This is a genomic window from Sphingorhabdus sp. 109 (assembly GCF_902506555.1).
Lineage (GTDB): Bacteria > Pseudomonadota > Alphaproteobacteria > Sphingomonadales > Sphingomonadaceae > Parasphingorhabdus.
Window position 1 is genome coordinate 1,246,622 of the sequence record NZ_LR732707.1, and the last position, 22,694, is coordinate 1,269,315.

Here is a 22,694-nt window from a genome sequence, read left to right on the forward strand (position 1 = left end):
GATTCCATCCAATTTCGAGCGCAGCCGGTTTTCCGGCTGCGCGCTACTCCGCCGCTTCCCGCATTTCGACAGCCTGCGGACCACGGATCAGCCCACCAGGACGCTTGTCGGTCACGACACCGCCCTCGAAGGTCACCTGCCCCGACTTGATCGTGTAATCATAGCCGTTCGCCTTTTGCAGCAGGCGCTTGCCACCCGCTGGCAAGTCAAAGGCCAGCCAAGGCTTGCCAAGCTTGATTCGTTCCATATCAATCACATTGACGTCCGCCAGATAGCCGGGCTTCAAAACCCCGCGGTCGTTCAAACCGTAAAGCCGCGACGTATCCAGACATTGCCGTTTGATCGCATTCTCAATGCTGATCGTACCGCGCTTGCGGTTCTTCACCCAATGTTCGAGCATGAAGGTCGGGCTGGCCGCGTCGCAAATGGTGCCGCAATGCGCGCCGCCATCGGACAGGCTGTTCACCGTGTCGTCGGCCTGCTGCAATGTCTCCAGAAAATCGAGATTGCCATCCATATAGTTGAGAAGAGGCAGATAGATAAATCCCTTGCCGTCATCTCCCATCATCAGGTCATAGGCATATTCCGCGCCGGATTTTCCGGCGGCTTCGGCGCGCGCGGCGATGCTTTCATCGGCCTGCGGTTCATAGTCGAAATCCTCGTCCATCTCGAACTGCGCCGCCCAGCCTTGTGTGATCACCATGAAGACCGGCACCATATCGACCTGCTCGGGCATTTCGGCAGTCTCGCTCAGCAATTGCGCCTTGAACGCCGGATCCTTGAGCTTGGCATATTTTTCGTCCCAGCTCAGCTCTTCCATCGCCATCCAACTCGGGTGACGGACAAAGGGATGCACCGTGCCCTGCCAGGCCATGACAATGCCGTTTCCGCGCAGCGCGATTTGCGCAACGATATTGGCGCCATTGTCATTTTCCGCCCGCATATTGGCGATCTGCTCGTCGAGCGACTGCTCCTTGGCAATCGACTGCAACGCCGCGAAGGTCACCGGCATTCCGGTTTCACGGCTGAGGTCGCCCATCCAGCCAAATTCGTCCCATTCCTTGTTGAGATCGCTCGCCATTTCGAATACGCCGTAGCCGACCCGGCCCATCGCGCGGCCGATACCGATCAATTCTTCCTTGGTCGCGGTCGTGCCGGGAACCAACTCGCCGTCAATGCTGCGATGCAGGATGGTCCGCGAAGTCGAGAATCCGAGAGCGCCCGCTTTCAGGCCATCCTCGACGATCTTCGACATCTGCTCGATCTCGTCTTCGGTAGGAACCGCGCCGGGCTTCTCTCTGTCACCCAGCACATAGGCACGAACCGCACCATGCGGCACATGGGTTGCGACATCGACGGTGCGCGGCATTCTTTCCAACTCGTCAAGATATTCAGGGAATGTTTCCCAGTTCCAGCTCATGCCTTCGGCCAAAGCGGTGCCGGGGATATCCTCGACGCCTTCCATCAGATTGATCAGCCATTCGTGCCGGTCGGGCCGCGCCGGCGCGAAACCGACGCCGCAATTGCCCATCACGACTGTGGTGATGCCGTGCCAGCTCGAAGGCGCCATTTCATCGTCCCAGGTCGCCTGCCCGTCATAATGGGTGTGCACGTCGACAAAGCCCGGCGTAACAAATTTTCCTGATGCATCGATCTCTTCACGGCCCTTTGCCGCGACCGTCCCGACCAGAGATACGCGATCGCCGTCGATCGCCACATCGGCGACAAACGGCGCTCCGCCTGTGCCATCCACAACCGTACCACCACGAATTACCAAATCATGCATCGAGTCTCTCCTGTATATTTCCGCCAAGCGTAGCAGATTTAACTAGATGATTAAAGCAATCTGCTGTTACCCTCTGCTGCATGGTAGAAAAATTATCATGGCAGCCCGATCCGGCGAGCGGCATTTTGATCGACCGGGTCGAAGCCAATGGACAGACTTTTGAAGTCGCAAAAGCCGGCAGCGGCGGGAAACTGGCGCTCTGTCTGCACGGCTTTCCCGAACTCAATTATTCGTGGAGGCACCAGATCCCGCTGTTGGTGGAAATGGGCTATATGGTCTGGGCACCTAATCTGCGCGGCTATGGTGGTTCCAGCAAGCCGGAGGGAGTGAATTCCTATCGGCTGAACATTCTGGTTCAGGATGTCGCCGCGCTGATCGACGCCAGCGGCGCAGAGGATGTCACCCTGATCGCCCATGACTGGGGCGCAATCGTTGCCTGGCATTTCGCCATTCTGAAAATCCGTCCGCTGACCCGACTGGTGATCATGAATGTTCCTCATCCCAAATGCGCGAAGCGGGAAATGAAACATTGGTATCAGTTGAAGAAAAGCTGGTATATTTTCTTTTTCCAGTTGCCTTGGCTGCCGGAGAAGATGCTCGGCCGAAACGAAGCGCAGCCGGTCAAACAGGCCTTTTCCAAAATGGCCGTCGACAAGAGTCGTTTCCCGGATAGCGAGTTGCAAGTCTATGCCGACGCCGCCAACCGCCCCGGCGCGCTGCGATCAATGATAAACTATTATCGCGCCCTGCTCCGCACCCTCGATGCACGGGAGATTGGCGATGGTATGATCGACATACCAACGCTGATGGTCTGGGGTGAGGAAGACGCCGCGATCGACATCCGCTGCACCGACGGCACGGAAGAATGGGTATCCGATCTGGAACTGCAACGTCTGCCCGCTGTTTCCCACTGGGTGCAACAGGAAGCGCCAGAGAAAGTCAACGCGATTTTGCGAGAGTGGTTACCCGGCTAATCCCGCGCCGCGATCATATCGGCGATATCGGTGAATTTCTCGCGCGGCGAGCCTTCTCTGGCGCGGGCGATTTCGGCTTCCTCGATTTTCTTCCAGTCGCGGAAGGTTACGGTTTCAACGCCGCGTTCTGCAAAGAGACGATCCAGCGCTGCGCGACCTGCTTTTCGTCCACCAGCACCGATATCTTCCGCGATGGCATCAACAATTGCAAAACCGTCCGGCTTGTTGGTACCGATCGTACCCGACGGCCCGCGGCGCGCCCAGCCGACGCAATAGAGGCCCGGCAATATCCGTCCATCCGTATTGGCGAAGCGACCACGACCATGTTCATAGGGCACGCCCTCAATCGGCGGCGTCCGATAGCCGATGCAGCTGATCACCATCTGGCATTCGAGTTCGTAGCGTTCTCCGGTACCGGTGGAGCGCAGGTCCTTGTCGAGCTCGGTTCTCTCAACGATCAGTTTTTCGACTGTATCATCGCCGCGAATTTCGACCGGCATTGCAAAAAAGTCGAAGACAATCTCGATTGGCTTATGCTGCGCATCGGCCGCCTCGCTCTGGAAATTGCGCAAATGCGTCACCGATTTCCGCATTCCCGGCTCGAGCATGGCATCATCACCGGGGTCCGGAAAATCTTCCCCGTCAACTACCGGTCTCGCTCGTTCCAGTTGCCCCAGTTCGCCCAGTTCCTTCGGAGTCATTGCAATCTGATGCGGACCGCGCCGTCCGAGAAAGGTGATCTTCTCGACCTTGCTCTGCTTCAGCCCGTCGAGCGCGTGACCGACAATATCGCTGCCCGCAAACTCATCTTCCGTCTTTGCCAATATCCGCGCGACATCAAGTGCGACGTTGCCATTGCCGATGATCGCCACCGATTTGGCATCCAGTGGCGGATCAAGATCCTTGAAATCCGGATGACCGTTATACCATCCGACAAAGGCGGCACTGCCGATGACACCCTTCAGGTCGCTGCCAGGAATATCCAGGGCCCGGTCATTTGGTGCACCGGTTGCCAGAACCACGGCATCGTAGAGGTCCTGCAGTTCCGCAATACTGACATCCTCGCCAACGGTGACGTTACCGACAAAGCGGACATTGTCGCCGAGATTGGTTTTTTCATAACGCCGCGACACGGCCTTGATCGACTGATGGTCAGGCGCGACGCCGGTGCGGATCAGGCCGAAGGGAACGGGCAAGCGATCGATGATGTCGACAGCGACTTCCTCGCCGAATTTCTTCTGCGCCGCTTCCGCCGAATAATAGCCAGCTGGCCCAGATCCTATGATCGCAATATGCCGCATCGTTCTGCCTCCCCCATTAGGTTGCCCGATTATGCGGTCATGCTAACGTCTTAATTACAAAAGAAAAGCAAAAGGGTGCTGTCAATTTCATGAGGCCGGATTGTTGCAGAAGGCCGCCTAGCCGCTGACATTGGCGACATTATAGCGCAATGCTTCCTCATTGGTCAGGCAGCGCCGGGTCGATCCGTCCCCATCCTCGGTTTTCACCGCATTGGTCTGGTACATGATCTCCGAAAGCAATTTTCGCGATACTCCCATCCGGATCAGGAAGTCATTATCTTCGGTCGCCAGCAGCGCGCTCTGCTGCTCGACTTCGCCAATCAGCCCGACGGTCGAATCCGTGCCCATTTCGATGCTGTAGTTGATCGCGTTGCGGTCGTTGGTCATGGTGAACATATGCACCATGAAGTGGGCACCGGGCTCGACGATCCGGGCCCTGCCGCCCATGAACACAAAATTGCAGGCGCTAAAACAGGTCCAGCCCTGAGGAATACGGGTGATGATGAGCGCATCGGCTTCCCGGATCACTCTGCCGGCTTCATTTCCGGCCCGCGCATTCCCGCCGGAAGACCGCAACCAGATTTCGGTTATGTCCGGATTATCAGACAGCATCTTTCGCATCCGGTCCGGCAAGTCTGCATCTACGGCTCCTTCAGCCAGCAAAATCTTGGTGTCTCCAACCATTTTGGGAGTCAGCACCATTGTCTCGTTATTCGACCAGTTCGGCGCGATCGGACAGGTGGGATTATCGGGATCAATCGGCTCTTGCGCATGTCCGGCGCTTGCGACAAGCACGCAGCCGGCAATAATATTTCGTACAATTCTAATCATGGCGTGAACTACCGTTTCAATCGTTCCCGTGAGAAAATGCGATAACATGGTTGAATGATATTGAAAACCGGCCTTGACCTTAAAAATATGACGATACTATGATCCAAGTCATAGTCTGGGAGGATTATTCAGTATATTTCAAATTGTAAGCCACGGGGTCGCAAACCATTCATCCTGATTTAGAGACAAGCTTCCGCACGGGGAAGTTTTGAAGTCGGGATCAAACCGGAGGAATACACATGTTGAAGAGAATTTTGACCCTTGCTGCGGTCTCGTCGCTTGCATTAACGGGCGGAACGGCAATGGCAGCCGGAAAATCCAAAGGCCAAAAGGCGCAAGATCGCGCTACCGCACAAATCCCCATTTGCACAGTCAAGCTGGGAACGATCGCGGTCGTGGAACCAGAGGTAAAGTGGTGGAGAAGCTATAAGATCGGTTCGCCGGAAGCACTGATCAAGACTTTTGTGCAACGATCGGGATGCTTCGGCCTGGTCGACCGTGGTTCGGGCCTGGCCGCGCGCGCGGTCGAACGGGCGCTCGGCGATGATGGAGAGTTGCAGAGAGGATCAAACCTCGGCAAACGTCAGGTCAAGGCCGCAGACTATGTCCTCATACCCGATATCATTTCGGCCAACAGCAACTCCGGCGGTGGCGGAGCCCTTGGCGGACTGGCCGGTGCGCTCGGCGGACGCACGTTTGGCGGTCTGGTTGGCGGACTCAAAGTCAACAAAAAGGAAGCGAATGTCACGCTTTCTCTGGTCAATGTCCGCACGACCGAGATCGAACGAACGGTGGAAGGCTATAAGCGTACATCCGACGTCAGCTTTGGCGGTGGCGGCGGTGCCTTTCTTGGCGGTGCTCTCGTCGGTGCAGCAGGCGGCGGATATACCGACACCCAAATAGGCCGGGTCATGGCGCTCGCCTATCTCGACGCATATACCTTGCTTGTTACCCAGCTAGGCGGGCTCCCGGCGGATCCGAGCGCAGCAGCACCCCAAGCGGAATAGGCCCAGTCAATACACGAAAAGACAGACCCGGCGCCTTCAATTCTGGCGCCGGGTTTCTATCAGAATCCCGTGCTCTCCAATAGCGGCCAGAGGACGATCCGTGGATAGCGACGGACAAAGATCGGGTCCATTTGGCAGTGGCAAGCCCGCAAGGGGAAAACTTGGCTAGGCTGCTGACCCGGTCGCATTGAGGGAGAGGAAAAGTGCGGAAGCCGTTCAATCGACTACAGGCGCTGATGATAAAGGCGATGGCGGAGGCGCTATTCTATAACCGGAAGATGGCAGTTTCAGCCGATCAGGTCGTGGAGAATCTGCAGGAACATTTTACCAATATCGACGGCCAGAAGCCGGACGAAATCCGGTTGGCCCTTTACGGGTTGTTCATGGTCCTCGGCGGCCCGTTCTTTCTCGCGGCGTCGCCCAGAATACGGAAGAAGCTGATCGGCAGACGCCTGCAGAAATCTCGGATCGATTTTCTTCAGGACATTGCCCGCACCAAGGGCGTCATACTGGCTGGATATTACGGCCATTGGCAGCATGGTGATGAAGAGGAGAATTTCGACAATCCGGTCCTGGTCGACCTCGATTTCCAACTGCCGGCACAGCGTGACCGATCGGCCCCGGGCGAGCGACCGGTCCGCCGCGAAACGCACCGCGATCTGACTGCAGACGTGTTTGTCGGGCATGGCGCGATCCCGGAAGAGGCAGATGTCATAGTCATCGGTTCGGGTGCCGGTGGTGCCGTCGCGGCAGCTGCGGTGGCCGACGAAGGACATGGGGCATTGATCATCGAGGCCGGCAGCCACTATCCATCATCGCGGCTGACCCACGAAGAAGCCAGAATGACCGCGCGGCTATTCAAGGATGGCGGACTGCAGACCACGGCCGACCGTGACATCATCGTGTTTCAAGGCCGCGTGGTGGGCGGTTCTACCGTCATAAACAACGGCATCTGTCTGCGCATGAAACAGGATGGCCTAGTCCACCCGGATGCGGAAGATGTTTATGAAACTTGGGCTCGGCTGGGCGCGCCGATAAGCGAAGCCAGTTTGGCTGCCAGCTATGATGCGGTCGAACAGATGCTCAATGTTTCCGAGATCGACACAATCACCGGCCGCAACAATGGCCCGCATCTGATCAACGGCTGGACAAAATATGCTGCCCAATCGGGCGACCCGATGGACAAGACCGCCATCACCGCCTGGTTTCGAAAAAATTATGGTCCGCCGACACCAGACAGCCAGTGTGTCTATTGCGGCTATTGCAACACCGGCTGCCCCTATGGCCGGAAGAAAGCCATGCCGGAAAGCTACTTGGCGCACGCGACCAGCAATGCGCGCGAGAAACCGGCTCGTATACTGGACCGGGCAGAAGCAACCGAAATTTTATGGACCGAAGGTGCCAACGGAAAACGCATTGCCGATGCTGTCAAAATCACTCTGAAAGGGGGTGGCAAGCGGGTCATTCGCGCCCGAAAGGGTGTGGTCGTTGCGGCAGGTGCGCTGGCCTCCAGCAATTTGCTGTACAACAGCGGCATCCTCCAATCGGGCAGCAATATTTCGCTCAACATTGCCTGCCCCGTCGTTGCGCTGATGCCCGAAGGCACGAGAGTCAACGCATGGGACGAAGACCAGATGGCGACCTATATCGATCGCGGTGACTTCCTGATCGAAAGCCATTTCCAGCCGCCAATGAGCATGGCCATGCTGGTACCGGGCTGGTTTGAGGATCATTATGAACGGATGAAAAATTATAGCCGGCTGGTCTCGGCCGGAGTCCTGTTCCCTGCTGACCGGCTCGGCCACATGAAAAACGGGAAGCTCAAGCTCAAGATCGGCGAGCCGGAACTGGCATTGCTGCGCCGCGCGCTGGCGACCATGACCAAGGTCCACTTCCTCAATGGCGCGATCGAAGTCTACCCTGCCCTGCTCCGCGGCCAGACGCTGACTGCCGATATGAGCCATGAGGCGATCGATGCCTTTTACAAAAAAGCGATCGTCGAGCCCGACGATGTCGTCTTGTCAAGCTCCCATCCCCATGGTGGCAATGCAATCAACGAAGACCCGCACCGGGGCGTCGTCGATCTCAACCAGCGCGTGCATAATACGACCAATTGCTATGTCACCGATGCCAGCGTGATGCCCAGTTGCATCCGGGTCAACGCGCAACTGACCACGATGGCTATGGCGCACAGGGCGATGGCGGGCAAAAGACGTTTCGGCTAGTTCTGGAAAGTGAAATCGGGCAACGACTGAAACGCGTTTTTCAACGCATCCCCCCAACCGGTCGAGATTGCCTGGAAATAGGCATCCTCTTTTTCGATCCGTTGCTGGTGACTGATCGCGAACCTGTCGGTTTCATAAACCTGCATGTCAAGCGGCAGATCCACCGCAAGATTAGCCCTAATAGTCGAATCGAAAGAAACCAGAAGTAATTTCACGGCATTTTCAAAGGACATGTCCGGATCAAAGCCGCGAACCAGAATTGGACGACCATATTTGGTTTCTCCACTCTGGAAAAAGGGGCTGTCATCGCTGGCCTCGATGAAGTTGCCGGCAGGATAGATCAGGAACAGCCTCGGATCGCTGCCTTTGATCTGGCCGCCAAGAATGAGCGTAGCGCCAAAGGGAGACTTGGATTCCTGTCCTTCACGGGAATAGGTTTTAACCACCTCCCGCAGGGTCTCGCCGATGATCGTGGCGACCTGGAACATCGACGGCGCCTGCAGAATAGAGGGATTTCGTTCATCGGGATGCTTTCCGCGCTCGTCGAGCAGGCTGACCACGGCCTGAGTAGTCGCCAGATTGCCCGCAGAAAGCAGCGTGATGACCCGCTCGCCGGGCACTTCCCAACTGGTCATTTTCTTGACCTGGGCAATATCGTCGACGCCGGCATTGGTGCGCGTGTCCGACATGAAGACAAGGCCGCGCTTCATCCGCAAACCTACGCAATAAGTCATTTTTGAATTCCCGAACTAGCTTGAAAACAGGATTACTGCTGAACCTGCAGCGTGACAATCATATCTTCATTTCCGGCCCCGTATCGCAGTCCGGAAATCGGCGATGCTTCCCGGTAATCAAGCCCGGTAGCGATGCGTACATAGCGCTCATCGGGAGAATAGCCATTGGAAACATCAAAACCGACCCAGCCCAGTCCATCCACATGAACCTCTGCCCATGCGTGGGTCGCATCCTGATCTATTCGGTCACTCATCATAAGATATCCGGAAACATAGCGTGCGGGAAATCCGAGCAAACGCGCTGCGGCGCAAAATATTTGACTGTGATCCTGACAGACCCCTTCTCCTGCCTTGAGCGCGGTTTCGGCGTCCGTACCGGCATCCGTCTTACCCGTGCGATAGGCAACTTTGTCCAGCACAGCTGCCGACAGGGCATGCAACTTGGCAACATCGCTCTCGAAATCATCGCCGATTGATCTCACCAGCTTTTTGGTTCGCGAACCGGGCCTGGTGAGCTCGGTCGCCCCTTTGAAATACCAGAGGGGCGCAAAGCCTGCATGCGATCCCATGATGCCGCTGCCATTGCTATTCTCAACCTCGCCGGTGCACCGGATCGCAATTTGCTTGCGGCCCCGCTCGATGCTGATCAGGTCGACATGATTGCAATGGTGGTCTTCAAAAGACAGCTCCACCTTGCCACCCTCGATTTCGATATCCCAGTTCTTGATATCATGTCCCGGCCGTTGCTTTGGCCGCAAACGGACCTGTTGCAATGCATATTGCACTGGCGTGTCATAAACATAACGGGTTTCGTGATTGATCTTCAGCAGCATGATTATCCGACCCTGTCGTGAAAATTAAAGTCTGTTTCGATTTGCGCGGCAAGACCATTATTGGCCCGGATAAAATCCGCGATATACTCGTGCAGACCATAATCGAAAATCGCCTCGATTGGCCGTCTCAGAATGTCAGTGCAAATTTCGTGCGCCAATTCACCGGAGCGGCTTTTGATCCCGTAATTATCATCGATATAGTTCAGATTGTCGCTGATCTTGGCATAGCAGAATGTCAGCGATCGGGGCATTTGACGGTGCAGGATCAGATAGTCGGCAACCGCTTGCGCGCTGATATCCGGACCATTGAGCCAGCGAAACGAGCGATGCGCCGAAACCGATCGCAGGATCGTCTCCCATTGTACATTATCGACCGATGATCCGATTAGGGCGACCGATGGCAATAACAGATAATATTTCACGTCGAGAATGCGGGCGGTACTGTCTGCCCGTTCCAGGAAGCTGCCGAGCCTGAGGAAATTGAAACCGTCATTGCGCAGCATCGTGCCGAGCGTCGCACCCCGAACCAGGGCGCTCTGATTCCGGATCAACCCCAGCGTTTCCGGAAGATCCTGTTCCCTGACCGGTTTGGCCATAGCCGCATTCAATGTAATCCAGCTCTCGTTGGTTGCTTCCCAAACTTCTCGTGTCAGCGCGGTTCTCGCCGTTCGCGCGCTGTCCCGGGCCTTTTTCGTTAATGCCATGACACTGTTGGTATTGTCCCTGTCGCGGAGCAGAAAATCGATGACATTGACCGAATCGAAATCGACATGCTTGCGGCGATAGGCTTGCAACACGCCGGAAGACTTGAGCACCGAAGACCATTCGTCACTCGCAGAAGCGGAGCGGGTCAGTGCGATCCGGAATCCCGCTTCGATAAAGCGTGCGCTATTCTCAACCCGCTCGAGATAGCGCGACATCCAGAACAGGCTGGCGGCTGTTTTTCCCAGCATCAGATACGCTCCCTCATTCTTCCAGCACCCAAGTATCCTTGGTGCCTCCGCCCTGACTGCTGTTCACGACCAGCGAACCTTTGGTCATCGCCACCCGGGTCAGACCGCCAGGGGTGATACTGATACCGCTGGGAGAGACGAGCACAAACGGCCTGAGGTCGACATGACGCGGCGACAGCCCTTTCTTGGTGAAGATCGGCACGGTGGAGAGCGCGAGGGTTGGCTGGGCGATATAGTTGCTGGCATTATCGATCAGCTTGGCCCGGAAGGCGGCGACTTCCTTTTTCGAAGCCGCCGGTCCAACCAGCATGCCATAGCCGCCCGATCCGTGCACCTCCTTGACGACCAGTTCTTCCAGATGTTCCAGCACGTAAGCGAGCTGATCCTTTTCCGAACAGCGCCAGGTCGGCACATTTTCTAGCAACGGTTTTTCGCCGGTGTAGAATTCGACGATATCCGGCATGTAGCTATAGAGCGCCTTGTCGTCAGATATTCCGGTACCGGGCGCATTGGCGATGGTGATGCCACCGGATCGATAGACATCGAATATTCCCGGTACGCCCAGCATCGATTGCGGATTGAAATTGAGCGGGTCGATATATTCATCGTCAATCCGGCGGTAAAGCACGTCAATCGCGGTATATCCCTCGGTCGTTCGCATGGCGACGCGACCGTCGACAATCTTGAGATCATGGCCCTCGACCAGTTCAACGCCCATCTGGTCGGCAAGAAAACTGTGTTCGAAATAGGCGCTATTGTAAATACCCGGAGTCAGCACCGCAACGACCGGTTTGCCTTCGCATTTCGGTGGTGCACAAGCGGCGAGCGACCGCCGCAACTGTCCGGGATAATTGCTGACTTCCTGAACCTTGATCCTGGCGAATAGCTCGGGGAACATCTGCAACATGGTCTCGCGGTTTTCGAGCATATAGCTGACCCCTGACGGGGTCCGCGCATTATCCTCGAGAACATAGAATTCCTCGTCACCGGTCCGGACAATATCCGTGCCGATGATATGGGTGTAAATGCCTCCCGGCGGATTTACGCCGATCATTTGCGGGAGAAAGGCTTCGTTGTTCGCGATCAGTTCAACCGGCACCCTGCCCGCCCGCAATATCTCCTGCCGATGATAGATGTCGTAGAGGAATGCATTGATCGCCCGGACTCGCTGTTCTATCCCCTTTGACAACTTGCGCCATTCGCGCGCGGACAGCACCCGCGGTACAACGTCGAAGGGAATCAGCCGTTCGTCGGCCTCGTCCTCTCCGTAAACATTGAAGGTGATCCCGGTTTTCCGGAAAAAAGCTTCCGCGTCAGCAGATTTGCGGTGCAGACGCTTGACATTCTCCCGGTCAAGCCAGCTTTTATAGTCTCGGTACGGTGGTCGGACGTCGTCCCCGCTACCCAGCATTTCATCGAACAAGCAAATTCCCCCTCAATCGAAGCGTGAAAACCTGTCCTCCCGCATCGAAGCTAACGCAACAGACCATGGGAAGCAAAGGAAATAGAGAAATCCGGCAGCAGGATCGGCACGCATTTGCGGGGAGAAGTTGAAAAGCGCGCCGCCCTGCCTGCGATCCCGGACGATCTCGGTTCGCTCTATGGCGCTTTCGTCATCCGGCTAGGCTCCACAATACTTTACTTCCCGCCGATATCGTCTAATCGCTGCTGCGACTATTTTTGGAGAATATCATGCGTGCCGACGCGCAAGCCTTTGTCGACCGGATCGACGCCGCCCTTTCCCTGATCAAGACCGCCCTCAACTGGGACGTTGCCCTGCGCCGTCTCGACGAGCTCAACGCTAGGGTCGAGGATCCGACGCTGTGGGACGACCAGAGCGCTGCCCAGGCGGTGATGACCGAACGCCGCCGCCTCGATGAATCGATCAGCGCTGCGCAGGAAATCCAGCAGGAACGCGACGACGCAATTGAATTCATTGAAATGGCCGAGGAAGAAGGCGATGCCGCCCTCGCTGACGAAGGCGTAGCCACGCTCGAGAAACTCGCGACCCGCGCCGACCGCGACAAGGTCAAGGCTCTGCTCTCCGGCGAGGCCGACGGTCTCGACACCTATATCGAAATCCACGCCGGCGCCGGCGGCACGGAAAGCCAGGACTGGGCCGAAATGCTGTTGCGCATGTACCAGCGCTGGGCCGAGGCACGCGGCTACAAGGTCACCATGGTGGATTATCAGGCCGGCGACCAGGCCGGCATCAAATCCGCAACGATCGAGGTCAAGGGCGAAAATGCCTATGGCTATGCCAAGACCGAAAGCGGCGTGCACCGGCTGGTCCGCATCTCGCCCTATGACAGCGCCGCCAAGCGCCACACCAGCTTTTCCTCCGTCTGGGTCTATCCGGTGATCGACGACAGTTTCGAGGTCGAGATCAACGAGAGCGACCTCAAAATCGACACCTATCGCGCCTCCGGTTCCGGCGGCCAGCACGTGAACACCACCGACAGCGCCGTGCGCATCACCCACCAGCCGACCGGGATCGTCGTCGCCAGCCAGAATGACCGCAGCCAGCACAAGAACCGCGCCACCGCGATGGGCATGTTGAAAGCGCGCCTGTTCGAGGCCGAACTGCAGCGCCGCGAAGCCGAAGCCTCGGGCGAATATGAAGCCAAGACTGAAATCGGCTGGGGCCACCAGATTCGCAGTTATGTCCTGCAACCCTATCAGATGGTCAAGGACCTGCGCACCGGCCACACCAGCAGCGCCCCCGGTGATGTGCTCGACGGCGCGCTGGACGATTTCATCGCCGCGACGCTCGCACAGAAGGTGACGGGCGAAGCGGTCGATGTCGAGGATGTGGATTAGGGAGCGTTTGCCCCTGCTCAGGCAGGGGCCCATCTCCAGAAATACAACCTGAAAACACAGGTTATAGATAAAGCTGCGCTACATCACATCCGCAAGCCGCGCCTAAAGCCATCCCGAATGGAACCCATGGCCCGTCCAAAACGTAGGACAGGCAGACACTACGCGATATCGACCCGCAGCTGACCATGATCATCGATACGAGACCTTGTCTCCGGCCAGTTCGCGCATGTTACGTCGCCACTCTTGGGAAGGACGCCGTTAAATGGAAAGCACCGAACTTGTCGTAAACGGAAAAGCGCACAAGCTGGAGGCCGACAGCCGCGTCACCTTGCTCGATGCGCTGCGCAACCATCTCGGCCTGACGGGCACCAAGAAGGGTTGCGACCATGGTCAATGCGGAGCCTGCACCGTCATCGTCGAGGGACGGCGGGTCAATTCCTGCCTGACTCTGGCCTGCATGCATGACGGTGACGAAATCACGACGATCGAGGGCATCGGCCAGCCGTACAATCTGTCTGCTTTGCAATCCGCTTTTGTCGCGCATGACGGTTTCCAGTGCGGCTATTGCACACCAGGCCAGATCTGCTCCGCCACGGCTATGATCGAGGAAGCCAGGGCCGGATGGCCAAGCTTTGTTTCCGACGACCTCGACGGTCCCGCAGAATTGAGCGACGAAGAGATATCGGAACGGATGAGCGGCAATCTCTGTCGCTGCGCCGCCTATCCCAATATCGTCAATGCGATCCGTCAGGCCGCCGGAGAACAGTCATGAAGCCCTTTGAATATGCGAAAGCCACCGCGCACGCCGATGCGACCGCCCAGGCGGCGAATAATGCGACCTTCATCGCCGGCGGCACCAATCTGCTCGACCTGATGAAGCTCGAGGTGATGGCGCCCGGCAAACTTGTCGATATCAACCGGCTCGATCTCTCCGAGATCAGCCAGACCGATGATGGCGGTCTGCGGATCGGTGCCTTGGTAACCAACAGCGATTGCGCCGCCGATAAGCGCATCCGTGATGATTACCCTGTCCTGTCGCGCGCCATTCTTGCCGGCGCGAGCGGGCAACTGCGCAACAAGGCGACCACCGGCGGAAATCTGTGCCAGCGCACCCGCTGCTACTATTTCTACGACACAGCGATGCCCTGCAACAAACGCGAGCCGGGTTCCGGCTGTCAGGCGATGGAAGGTTTCAACCGCATCCACGCCATTTTGGGCGCGAGCGACGCCTGCATCGCCACCTATCCCGGCGACATGGCCGTGGCGATGACGGCGCTGCATGCCCAGGTCGAAATCGAGGACAAATCCGGCGATATCCGACACGTTCCGGTGCGGGAATTTCACCTGCTGCCCGGAGACCATCCGGAGAAGGACAATATCCTCGAGCCCGGCGACTTGATCACCGCGGTGATCCTGCCACCTCCGGTCGAGGGCAAACAGATTTACCAGAAAGTCCGCGATCGCGCCTCTTATGCTTTCGCGCTCTGCTCGGTGGCTGCCATCGTAAAAATGGATGGCGACACAATAGCCAGCGTCGCGCTGGCTTTTGGCGGACTGGCCCACAAGCCATGGTGTGACGAGGCGGTTGAGGAATTGCTGGTCGGACAACAGCCGTCCGCCGAACTGTTCGGCAAGGCTGCCGACCTATTGCTCGCCGAAGCACAGGGCTATGGCAGCAATGATTTCAAGGTACCGCTGACCAGACGCGTTCTGATTTCCGTCCTGAAAAAAGCGACACAGACAGGAGCCGCATCATGAACGCGCATCGGAAAATGGACAAACCGGATACTCGCAACCGGCTGGATGATATGAGTCAGGGACTGGTCGGGACAGCGATGGACCGCCCCGACGGCCCGCTCAAGGTCTCCGGCCAGGCAACCTATGCGCACGAATGGGAGGTCCCGGACATGGTCCACGGCGTTCTGGTGCGCGCGACGATCTCCAAGGGCCGCGTTACCGATGTGGCCAGCGACGAAATTCTGGCAGATGATGCGATTCACGCCGTGATAACTGATGATCGCCTGCTGCGGCGACCAGCGCAAGGCGGTGCCAATGAAGCGCCACCGCAGGGATCGAAACAGGTCGATTATTTCGGTCAGCCGATCGCGCTGGTGGTAGCCGACACTTTCGAACAGGCGCGCCACGCCGCGAACAATCTGAAAATCGGCTACGAAACAGAAGGCAATGCGGCCTTTGACCCCGAGGCGGCCGCCACGGAAACAGACAAGCCCGAAGATGACCAGCTGGATCAGGGCGACCTTGATCAGGCGATGCGCAACGCCGCTTTCACCGTCGATCAGGTTTATCGCACACCCGGCCATAACAGCGCCGCAATGGAGCCGCATTGCGCGATTGCCAGCTGGGAGGGCGACAAGCTCACCCTGCGCGGCAGTTACCAGATGCTGAATTTCAACATCAACGAACTGGCCGACGCGCTGCATATCAGCGCGGATAATATCCGCATGCTCTCGCCCTTCGTCGGTGGCGGCTTTGGCTCGAAACTGGGTCTTTCACCGGAAGCCGTCGCGGCAGCCATAGCGGCGAAGGAAATCGGTCTGCCTGTCTGTGTGACCCTGTCGCGCCAGCAGGTTTTCGAAACCACCATGCGCCGCTCCGAAACCCATCAGCATGTACGGCTGTCCTGCGGCGAGGACGGCGTTCTGACCGGACTCGGGCACGAATGCCTGGTATCCAATCTGCCGGGCGAGGAATTTTACGAACCGGTCACCCAGGCCACCCATTTCCTGTACGGCGGTAAAAATCGCAAGCTCGGCATCGAAGTCGCTCGTCTCAACCGAACCTGCGGCGGCTCGGTCCGCGCGCCGGGCGAAGCGGTCGGCATGCAGGTTCTGGAAAATGCGATGGACGAACTGGCGGAAGCCGCAGGTATCGATCCGGTCGAGCTCAGAAAGCGCAATATCCCGGAACAGCATCCGGAGAAGGATATACCCTATTCGTCCCGCCGGTTCACCGAGGCGCTCGACGAGGGCGCGAAACGGTTCGGATGGGACAAGCGTAACGCAAAACCCGGAAACCTGCGTGAAGGCGACTGGCTGATCGGTCACGGCATGGCTGGCGCCGCCCGGATCAATATCCTGTCCGAAGCCAAGGCCAAGGTCACGTTGCTGGCAAATGGCAGCGCCGTGGTCGAAACCGACATGACCGACATCGGTACCGGAACCTACGCGATACTGACTCAGATTGCCTGCGACATGCTGGGTCTGCCGGCGGACAAGGTTGAAACGAAGCTTGGCGACACCGATTTTCCGGCGGGACCGGGCTCGGGCGGGTCCTGGGGGGCTTCCTCATCCGGCTCGGCGGTCTTTCTGGCCTGCGAGGAAATCCGCCGCAAACTCGCCGACAAGCTGGGCAGCGACGAACGTGACCTCGAACTTGCAGACGGCAAGGCGGGAACGGGAGAACCGGCGCAATCGCTGGCCGTCATATTGGATGGAGAAGAGATTTCCGCGATTGGCCATATCGAACCCGGCAAGACGCTGGAGGACTGGCAACAGGCGACCTACGGTTCCTATTTTGCCGAAGTTGCAGTCAACGCGATCACCGGGGAAACACGGGTAAAGCGGATGCTCGGCGTATTTGGCGCAGGTCGGATATTGAACGAGAAAACCGCGACATCGCAATGCTACGGCGGCATGATCTGGGGCATCGGCAGCGCGCTGACCGAAGAGCTGGCCTTCGACAACCGCGACGGCCATATCGTCAACCATGATCTCGCCGAATATCATATCCCGGTCAATCTGGACGTGCCGCAGATCGAGGTTGTCCTGCTCAAGGAGCGCGACGAATTTGCCAGCCCGATCCAGGCCAAGGGAATCGGCGAACTGGGCATCTGCGGAGCCGCCGCCGCGGTCACCAATGCGATCTATAACGCCACCGGGATCCGGGTCCGCGACTATCCTGCGACGCTCGACAAGCTGCTGGAGGGATTGCCCGATCAGCAGCAATGATATTAGCTGTCCATCGTTAGCCGGAGCGGGGGAGAATGCCATGCCAGCATGGTGGGCAAACAGGGATTGAACCGGACCTTCTGCTCGCCTAGTCTTCTCGTGATGAGAAATTATCCGAACCGAATAGCATGGTCGCCTGCCCGGCCGATTGCGGCCCTGATCGTCCTGATGCTGATGACCGCACCACTCGGAGCCTGCAAGCGGCTGCCGGACGAGGATGATCTGCGCGCAGAAACCGCCCGCGCCTATCCGCCTGCCTCGCGACCGGTATCGGAACTGGCCGGCAACCAGTGGTCGACCGAGACCGCCCGCGACAAGCGCGGCGAGGCGGAAGAGATTATGAAGGCTGCAGGACTGGAGACCGGGATGACGGTCGCCGATATCGGCGCGGGTGAAGGATATTATACGGTGCGTCTGGCCGAAAAAGTGGGTGCTTCAGGACGGGTTCTGGCGCAGGATATCGACGAGGAAGCGATCGACCGTCTGGCCGAGCGGGTCAACCGGGAAAGCCTGGACAATGTCTCGATCAAGCTGGGCGCGCCGGATGATCCACGGCTGCCCGAGAATAGTTTCGACCGGATATTCCTGGTCCACATGTATCATGAGGTCCGCGAACCTTATGCCTTCCTGTCCCGCCTGCGACCGGCCCTGCTTGGCAAGACGGACAATCAGGATCCGGGCGAGGTAATCGTGGTCGACGTCAATCGTGATTTCTCGCAGCATGGTATCCCGCCCAAACAGCTGTTCTGCGAGTTCGAGGCCGTCGGTTACGAACTCGTCGGCTTCATGGAACGGCCAGAACTCGGCGGCTATTTCGCGCGATTTCGGGCGAAGGGGCCGGCTCTGGCACCGGGCGACATCACGCCCTGCCCCTATCAACCGGACAAGGGCTGATATCAGCCGGCACTTAGCCGGGTGCCCGATTTGCCCTGTCTGCGCCGTGCCTTTCGCGCCAAGCGCCGCCAGTGACGCCGGTCCCGGCTGCACAGGTCTCTATCGCTCGCCCGTTCTGCCAGAATATCAATGGCTTGCTCGCCATATCTCGCAAAATAGGACTTGATTTCCCGGGCATCCTTGGCCCGGCGATAATCGGATTCGAAAAAATCGAACATTCAATGCTTCCCGCAAGTCAGATGCGACCCTGATGCGTATCTCGCAGGTGCAGCATACAGAATGTTACATATGGTTTCAAGCCTCTTTACGATATGATGCACGAAGATATATGGTGATACAATATCCTTGCCGGATCGCTGGCCTAGCCCTCGTCACCCATTTTCAGCGCGGCGATAAAGGCCTCCTGCGGGATGCTGACATTGCCATATTCGCGCATCTTCGCCTTGCCCTTCTTCTGCTTCTCGAGCAGCTTTTTCTTCCGGCTGATATCGCCACCATAGCATTTGGCGGTGACGTCCTTGCGCATAGCCGAGATGGTCTCGCGGGCGATCACCTTGCCGCCGATTGCCGCCTGCACCGGGATCTTGAACAGATGCCGCGGGATCAGGTCTTTCAGCCGCTCGCACATGTGCCGGCCGCGCGCCTCGGCAGCGTCGCGGTGGACGATCATGCTCAGCGCGTCGACCGGATCGCCGTTGACCATGATGTTCATCTTGACCAGCTGGCCGGTGCGCAGGCCGATCTGGTGATAGTCGAAGCTGGCATAGCCCCGCGAGATGCTCTTCAGCCGGTCGTAAAAGTCGAACACCACCTCGTTGAGCGGCAGTTCGTAGACAACCTGCGCCCGGTCGCCGACATAGGTCAGATTCTTCTGCACCCCGCGCCGGTCCTGGCAAAGCTTCAATATCCCGCCGAGATATTCGTCGGGGCAATAGATGGTTGCCTCGATCCACGGCTCCTCGATTTCGCGGATCTTGACCACGTCCGGCATATCCGCCGGGTTGTGCAGGAACATCTCGCTGCCATCGTTCATCTCGATCCGGTAGACCACCGACGGCGCGGTGGTGATCAGGTCGAGATCATATTCGCGGGTCAGCCGTTCCTGAACGATCTCCAGATGCAGCAACCCCAGAAAACCGCAGCGGAATCCCTGTCCCAATGCCGCACTGGTCTCCATCTCGAAAGTGAAGCTCGCGTCGTTCAGCCGCAGCTTGCCGATGCTCTCGCGCAATTTCTCGAAATCCGCAGCATCGACCGGGAACAGACCGCAGAAGACCACCGACTGCACTTCCTTGAAGCCCGGCAGCGGCTCGGTCGCGGGATTTTTCACCGTCGTGATCGTGTCACCGACCGCGGTCTGGCTGACTTCCTTGATCTGCGCCGTGATAAAGCCGATCTCGCCCGCCGCCAGTTCCGGCAGCTGCTCGATCTTCGGCCGCATGCAGCCGACGCGGTCGACCAGATGCTCGGTGCCCTGCGCCATGAACTTGATCTTCAGCCCCTTGGTGAGAACCCCGTCGATCACCCGCACCAGAATGACCACGCCGAGATAGGGATCATACCAGCTGTCGACCAGCATCGCCTTCAGCGGCTTGTCGCGGTCGCCCCCAGGCGGGGGGATTTTGGTGACGATCTGCTCGAGAATATCCTCGATGCCGATCCCCGACTTGGCGCTTGCCATCACCGCGTCCGAGGCGTCGAGCCCGATGATTTCCTCGATCTCGTTGCGCACCCGCTCCGGCTCGGCGGCTGGCAAATCGATCTTGTTGAGCACCGGAATGATCTCGTGATCATGCTCGATCGACTGGTAGACATTGGCCAGAGTCTGCGCTTCCACGCCCTGCGCCGCATCGACCACCAGCAGCGCCCCTTCGCAGGCCGCCAACGACCGCGAAACCTCATAGGCAAAGTCGACATGGCCAGGCGTGTCCATCAGGCTGAGCTCATAGGTCTCACCGTCCTTCGCCGTATAGTTCAGCCGCACCGTCTGCGCCTTGATCGTGATCCCGCGTTCGCGCTCGATATCCATATTGTCGAGCACCTGCGCGCTCATCTCGCGCTCGGTCAGCCCGCCGGTATGCTGGATCAGCCGGTCGGCGAGCGTCGATTTGCCATGATCGATATGGGCGATGATGGAGAAATTGCGGATATGGGAACGTTCGGTCATGGCCAGCCGTTAGCAGGGGCGTAAGCCCTTGTCAGCAGGAAACGTCCGCCCCGCACCCGACATTTTCGCCGCGATTTCATCCCGCGCCGCCAATCGAACTTTACAAACTTTACACTGTTATGAATCGCAAAACTTCCGGGGTTTTTCGGGCGGGATTCGCGCAGCACTTCCGGTCCGCAAAAGCCGCCTGTTCAGTTTCGGAGCAGTGAGACTGAACGAGGCGGAAACGGGAAAACCGCAGGCAGTGACAGACCGTCCCGCTCCGCTTTTCCAGGAACGGGCGAAGAGGATTTGATTGTCAAAGAGCCGCCTGGGGATATGCCACAAGCCAGAACCTGTAGGAAAGCCTTTTGGAACCCCTCAACCATCCTCCGGATGCCCCCTCCCCACCGCTGCTCGGCACGGAGGAAAGGGTCGCTTGCCCGCTTCTCCGCAAGCCGCTAAATCCACCCCATGCGCACCCGCCTCGCCATCTGCCGCAAGAAAAAGCGCTTTGCCAGCGAGGCGGACGCTATCGAAGCGGCGCAAGTTGCGACCATCGATCTGCGCCCCTATGCTTGTGATCGCTGCTTCCAATATCATCTGACCAGCCGGACCAAGGGCAAGCGACGGCTACCTGATGTAGATTGACCTGCGGCCTTGCCCGCGGTGGATGAGGTCCTGGCTGCAATTGGCCCTCCCGGCGCATCTTTGCCTTCTGTCACAAAGATGAAATAAATATGCCATGAAAGGGAAATGCATTGGTCATATTTCGCTCACCAACATGCAATGCAAATGCAGTGGACCAGTGATTATGACTAAAACTGTGCTTAAGACCATAGGCCTGCTGGCCGGGACCGCGGCGATCGCGCTTCATCCGGCATCGGCGATGGCGGAACCGATTTCCGCCGAGCAGGCTGCGGCCCTGCTGAGCAAGCTGAACCAGCTCGAGCGCGAAGTCGCCGATCTGAAGGCGCAGCTCGGCAATGTGCAGCAGACGCAGCAGGCCTCGACCAGCGCGATCGCTGCGACCGAGGCCAAGCTGTCTGCGACCGAAGAAAAGCTGGAGCAGCAGAAGCCGGTCAAGGTCGCCTTCAAGGGCGCGCCGGAGATCAAGGGCGAAGACGGTTGGAGCTTCAAACCGCGCGGACGGATGCTCTATGACTTTGGCACAGTCAATGCGCCGGATACGATCAACGACGCCGGTCTCGGTTTTGCCAATGAAGCCCGGCGCATCCGGCTCGGCGCTTCGGGATCGATCCCGGGCGGTTTCGGCTACAAGCTGGAAGCGGATTTTGCCGGCAACGAGATCAACCTGACGGATGCCTTTTTTACCTATCAGGACGGCGGGCTGACGGTGACGGCGGGCCAGCACAACACCTTCCAGGGGCTGGAAGAGCTTTCGAGCAGCAATGACACCAGCTTTATCGAGCGCGCTGCCTATACAGACGCTTTCGGTTTCGAACGGCGGGTCGGGCTTTCCGCGCAATATAGTGTTTCGGACCTGCTTTTCCAGGCGGGCGTCTTCACCACCGATATCGACGATTTGAACAATGACGAGGACAACAGCATCGGCTTTGACCTGCGCGCGGTGGCGATGCCTAAATTTGGCGACGCACAGGCGCATTTCGGGGCGTCCTACCATTATCGCGATCTGGGCGACGCGGTCAGCTCGCGCCGCTATCGCCAGCGCCCGGCAGTCCATTTTACCGACACGCGCTTCATCGACACCGGCAATATCGCGGACGCTGAATCAGAGACCAGCTACGGGCTGGAGGCTGCGGTCATATCCGGACGGTTCCACGCCGCTGCAGAGGGCCACTGGCTCAACCTGAACCGTAGCGGCGCGCTTGCCGATCCGACCTTCTTCGGTGGTGCGGTCGAGGCCGGCCTGTTCCTCACCGACGACACACGCGGCTACAAGGAAGGCGTATTCAAGGGCGTGAAAGTGTCCAATCCCGTCGGCCAGGGCGGTCTTGGCGCGTGGCAGGTCAATGTCCGCTATGACCGGCTCGACCTGATCAATGCCGGCTTTGTCGGCGGCACGCAGGATGCCTATCAGGCGTCGCTTATCTGGACGCCGGTCGACTATGTCCGCTTCCTGCTGAGCTATTCCCGGCTGGACTATGACAATGCGGCGATCCTGGCGGCCGGCGATAACGACTATTCGGTCGACAGTCTCGCCGGACGATTCCAGATCAGCTTCTGATAGTCATCCCTGC

The 22,694-nt window shown here is 58.2% G+C and carries 19 protein-coding genes; 10 read left to right on the forward strand and 9 right to left on the reverse strand.

Annotated features, from left to right (window positions below; genetic code table 11):
• Positions 1–43: 43 nt before the first annotated feature.
• Positions 44–1,786, reverse strand: coding sequence for an N-acyl-D-amino-acid deacylase family protein (locus BOSE62_RS05995; RefSeq protein WP_159643273.1), 1,743 nt, complete (start codon positions 1,784–1,786; stop codon positions 44–46).
• Positions 1,787–1,866: 80 nt separating this feature from the next.
• Here BOSE62_RS05995 and BOSE62_RS06000 point away from each other — a divergent pair, with 80 nt between their 5' ends.
• A complete protein-coding gene (locus tag BOSE62_RS06000; RefSeq protein ID WP_159643275.1) occupies positions 1,867–2,760 on the forward strand; it encodes an alpha/beta fold hydrolase in 894 nt (297 codons plus the stop codon).
• Here BOSE62_RS06000 and BOSE62_RS06005 read toward each other — a convergent pair.
• Positions 2,757–4,061, reverse strand: coding sequence for an FAD-dependent oxidoreductase (locus BOSE62_RS06005; protein WP_159643277.1), 1,305 nt, complete (start codon positions 4,059–4,061; stop codon positions 2,757–2,759). The genes BOSE62_RS06000 and BOSE62_RS06005 overlap by 4 nt on opposite strands.
• 117 nt (positions 4,062–4,178) lie before the next feature.
• Positions 4,179–4,892: a hypothetical protein gene (locus BOSE62_RS06010; RefSeq protein WP_236553868.1), complete on the reverse strand. Its 714-nt coding sequence runs from the start codon at positions 4,890–4,892 to the stop codon at positions 4,179–4,181.
• Between the two features lie 239 nt (positions 4,893–5,131).
• Between BOSE62_RS06010 and BOSE62_RS06015 the strand changes: the two genes are divergently transcribed.
• Both BOSE62_RS06015 and BOSE62_RS06020 read left to right on the forward strand, forming a co-directional pair.
• Positions 5,132–5,899, forward strand: coding sequence for a CsgG/HfaB family protein (locus BOSE62_RS06015; protein ID WP_159643279.1), 768 nt, complete (start codon positions 5,132–5,134; stop codon positions 5,897–5,899).
• Between the two features lie 203 nt (positions 5,900–6,102).
• Complete coding sequence (locus BOSE62_RS06020) at positions 6,103–8,124, forward strand: GMC family oxidoreductase N-terminal domain-containing protein (RefSeq protein WP_236553869.1); 2,022 nt, start codon at positions 6,103–6,105, stop codon at positions 8,122–8,124.
• Here BOSE62_RS06020 and BOSE62_RS06025 read toward each other — a convergent pair.
• The 4 genes from BOSE62_RS06025 to BOSE62_RS06040 are packed head-to-tail and all read right to left on the reverse strand — an operon-like array spanning position 8,121 to position 12,055.
• On the reverse strand, positions 8,121–8,858 hold the full coding sequence (locus BOSE62_RS06025) for a peptidase (RefSeq protein ID WP_159643281.1): 738 nt from the start codon (positions 8,856–8,858) through the stop codon (positions 8,121–8,123). The genes BOSE62_RS06020 and BOSE62_RS06025 overlap by 4 nt on opposite strands.
• 32 nt (positions 8,859–8,890) lie before the next feature.
• The gene (locus BOSE62_RS06030) at positions 8,891–9,691 is read right to left on the reverse strand and encodes a transglutaminase family protein (protein ID WP_159643283.1); all 801 of its coding nucleotides are present in this window, start codon (positions 9,689–9,691) and stop codon (positions 8,891–8,893) included.
• A 2-nt stretch (positions 9,692–9,693) separates the two neighbouring features.
• Positions 9,694–10,644, reverse strand: coding sequence for an alpha-E domain-containing protein (locus BOSE62_RS06035; RefSeq protein ID WP_159643285.1), 951 nt, complete (start codon positions 10,642–10,644; stop codon positions 9,694–9,696).
• Between the two features lie 13 nt (positions 10,645–10,657).
• Positions 10,658–12,055 carry a circularly permuted type 2 ATP-grasp protein gene (locus BOSE62_RS06040; RefSeq protein WP_159647920.1) on the reverse strand — a complete coding sequence of 466 codons (1,398 nt, stop codon included), beginning with the start codon at positions 12,053–12,055 and terminating at the stop codon, positions 10,658–10,660.
• A 281-nt stretch (positions 12,056–12,336) separates the two neighbouring features.
• Between BOSE62_RS06040 and prfB the strand changes: the two genes are divergently transcribed.
• The 5 genes from prfB (at position 12,337) to BOSE62_RS06065 (ending at position 18,326) form a co-directional block, all read left to right on the forward strand.
• Positions 12,337–13,464 carry a peptide chain release factor 2 gene (gene prfB / locus BOSE62_RS06045; RefSeq protein WP_159643287.1) on the forward strand — a complete coding sequence of 376 codons (1,128 nt, stop codon included), beginning with the start codon at positions 12,337–12,339 and terminating at the stop codon, positions 13,462–13,464.
• 262 nt (positions 13,465–13,726) lie between these two features.
• Entirely contained in the window at positions 13,727–14,236 is a 510-nt protein-coding gene (locus BOSE62_RS06050; RefSeq protein WP_159643289.1) for a 2Fe-2S iron-sulfur cluster-binding protein, read from the forward strand.
• On the forward strand, positions 14,233–15,222 hold the full coding sequence (locus tag BOSE62_RS06055) for an FAD binding domain-containing protein (protein ID WP_159643291.1): 990 nt from the start codon (positions 14,233–14,235) through the stop codon (positions 15,220–15,222). Before BOSE62_RS06050 ends, BOSE62_RS06055 begins: the two co-directional genes overlap by 4 nt.
• On the forward strand, positions 15,219–17,432 hold the full coding sequence (locus tag BOSE62_RS06060) for a xanthine dehydrogenase family protein molybdopterin-binding subunit (protein ID WP_159643293.1): 2,214 nt from the start codon (positions 15,219–15,221) through the stop codon (positions 17,430–17,432). Before BOSE62_RS06055 ends, BOSE62_RS06060 begins: the two co-directional genes overlap by 4 nt.
• 102 nt (positions 17,433–17,534) lie before the next feature.
• Positions 17,535–18,326 (forward strand): class I SAM-dependent methyltransferase, encoded by a 792-nt coding sequence (locus BOSE62_RS06065; protein WP_394700008.1) that lies wholly within the window; start codon positions 17,535–17,537, stop codon positions 18,324–18,326.
• Between the two features lie 2 nt (positions 18,327–18,328).
• Here BOSE62_RS06065 and BOSE62_RS06070 read toward each other — a convergent pair whose 3' ends face one another.
• Together BOSE62_RS06070 and lepA are read right to left on the reverse strand one after the other, a co-directional pair.
• Positions 18,329–18,544: a hypothetical protein gene (locus BOSE62_RS06070; protein WP_159643295.1), complete on the reverse strand. Its 216-nt coding sequence runs from the start codon at positions 18,542–18,544 to the stop codon at positions 18,329–18,331.
• A 143-nt stretch (positions 18,545–18,687) separates the two neighbouring features.
• A complete protein-coding gene (gene lepA, locus BOSE62_RS06075) occupies positions 18,688–20,493 on the reverse strand; it encodes a translation elongation factor 4 (protein WP_159643297.1) in 1,806 nt (601 codons plus the stop codon).
• A gap of 453 nt (positions 20,494–20,946) precedes the next feature.
• Here lepA and BOSE62_RS06080 point away from each other — a divergent pair, with 453 nt between their 5' ends.
• The gene (locus BOSE62_RS06080) at positions 20,947–21,123 is read left to right on the forward strand and encodes a hypothetical protein (RefSeq protein WP_201295636.1); all 177 of its coding nucleotides are present in this window, start codon (positions 20,947–20,949) and stop codon (positions 21,121–21,123) included.
• A gap of 163 nt (positions 21,124–21,286) precedes the next feature.
• On the forward strand, positions 21,287–22,681 hold the full coding sequence (locus tag BOSE62_RS06085) for an OprO/OprP family phosphate-selective porin (RefSeq protein WP_159643299.1): 1,395 nt from the start codon (positions 21,287–21,289) through the stop codon (positions 22,679–22,681).
• Positions 22,682–22,694: the final 13 nt, after the last annotated feature.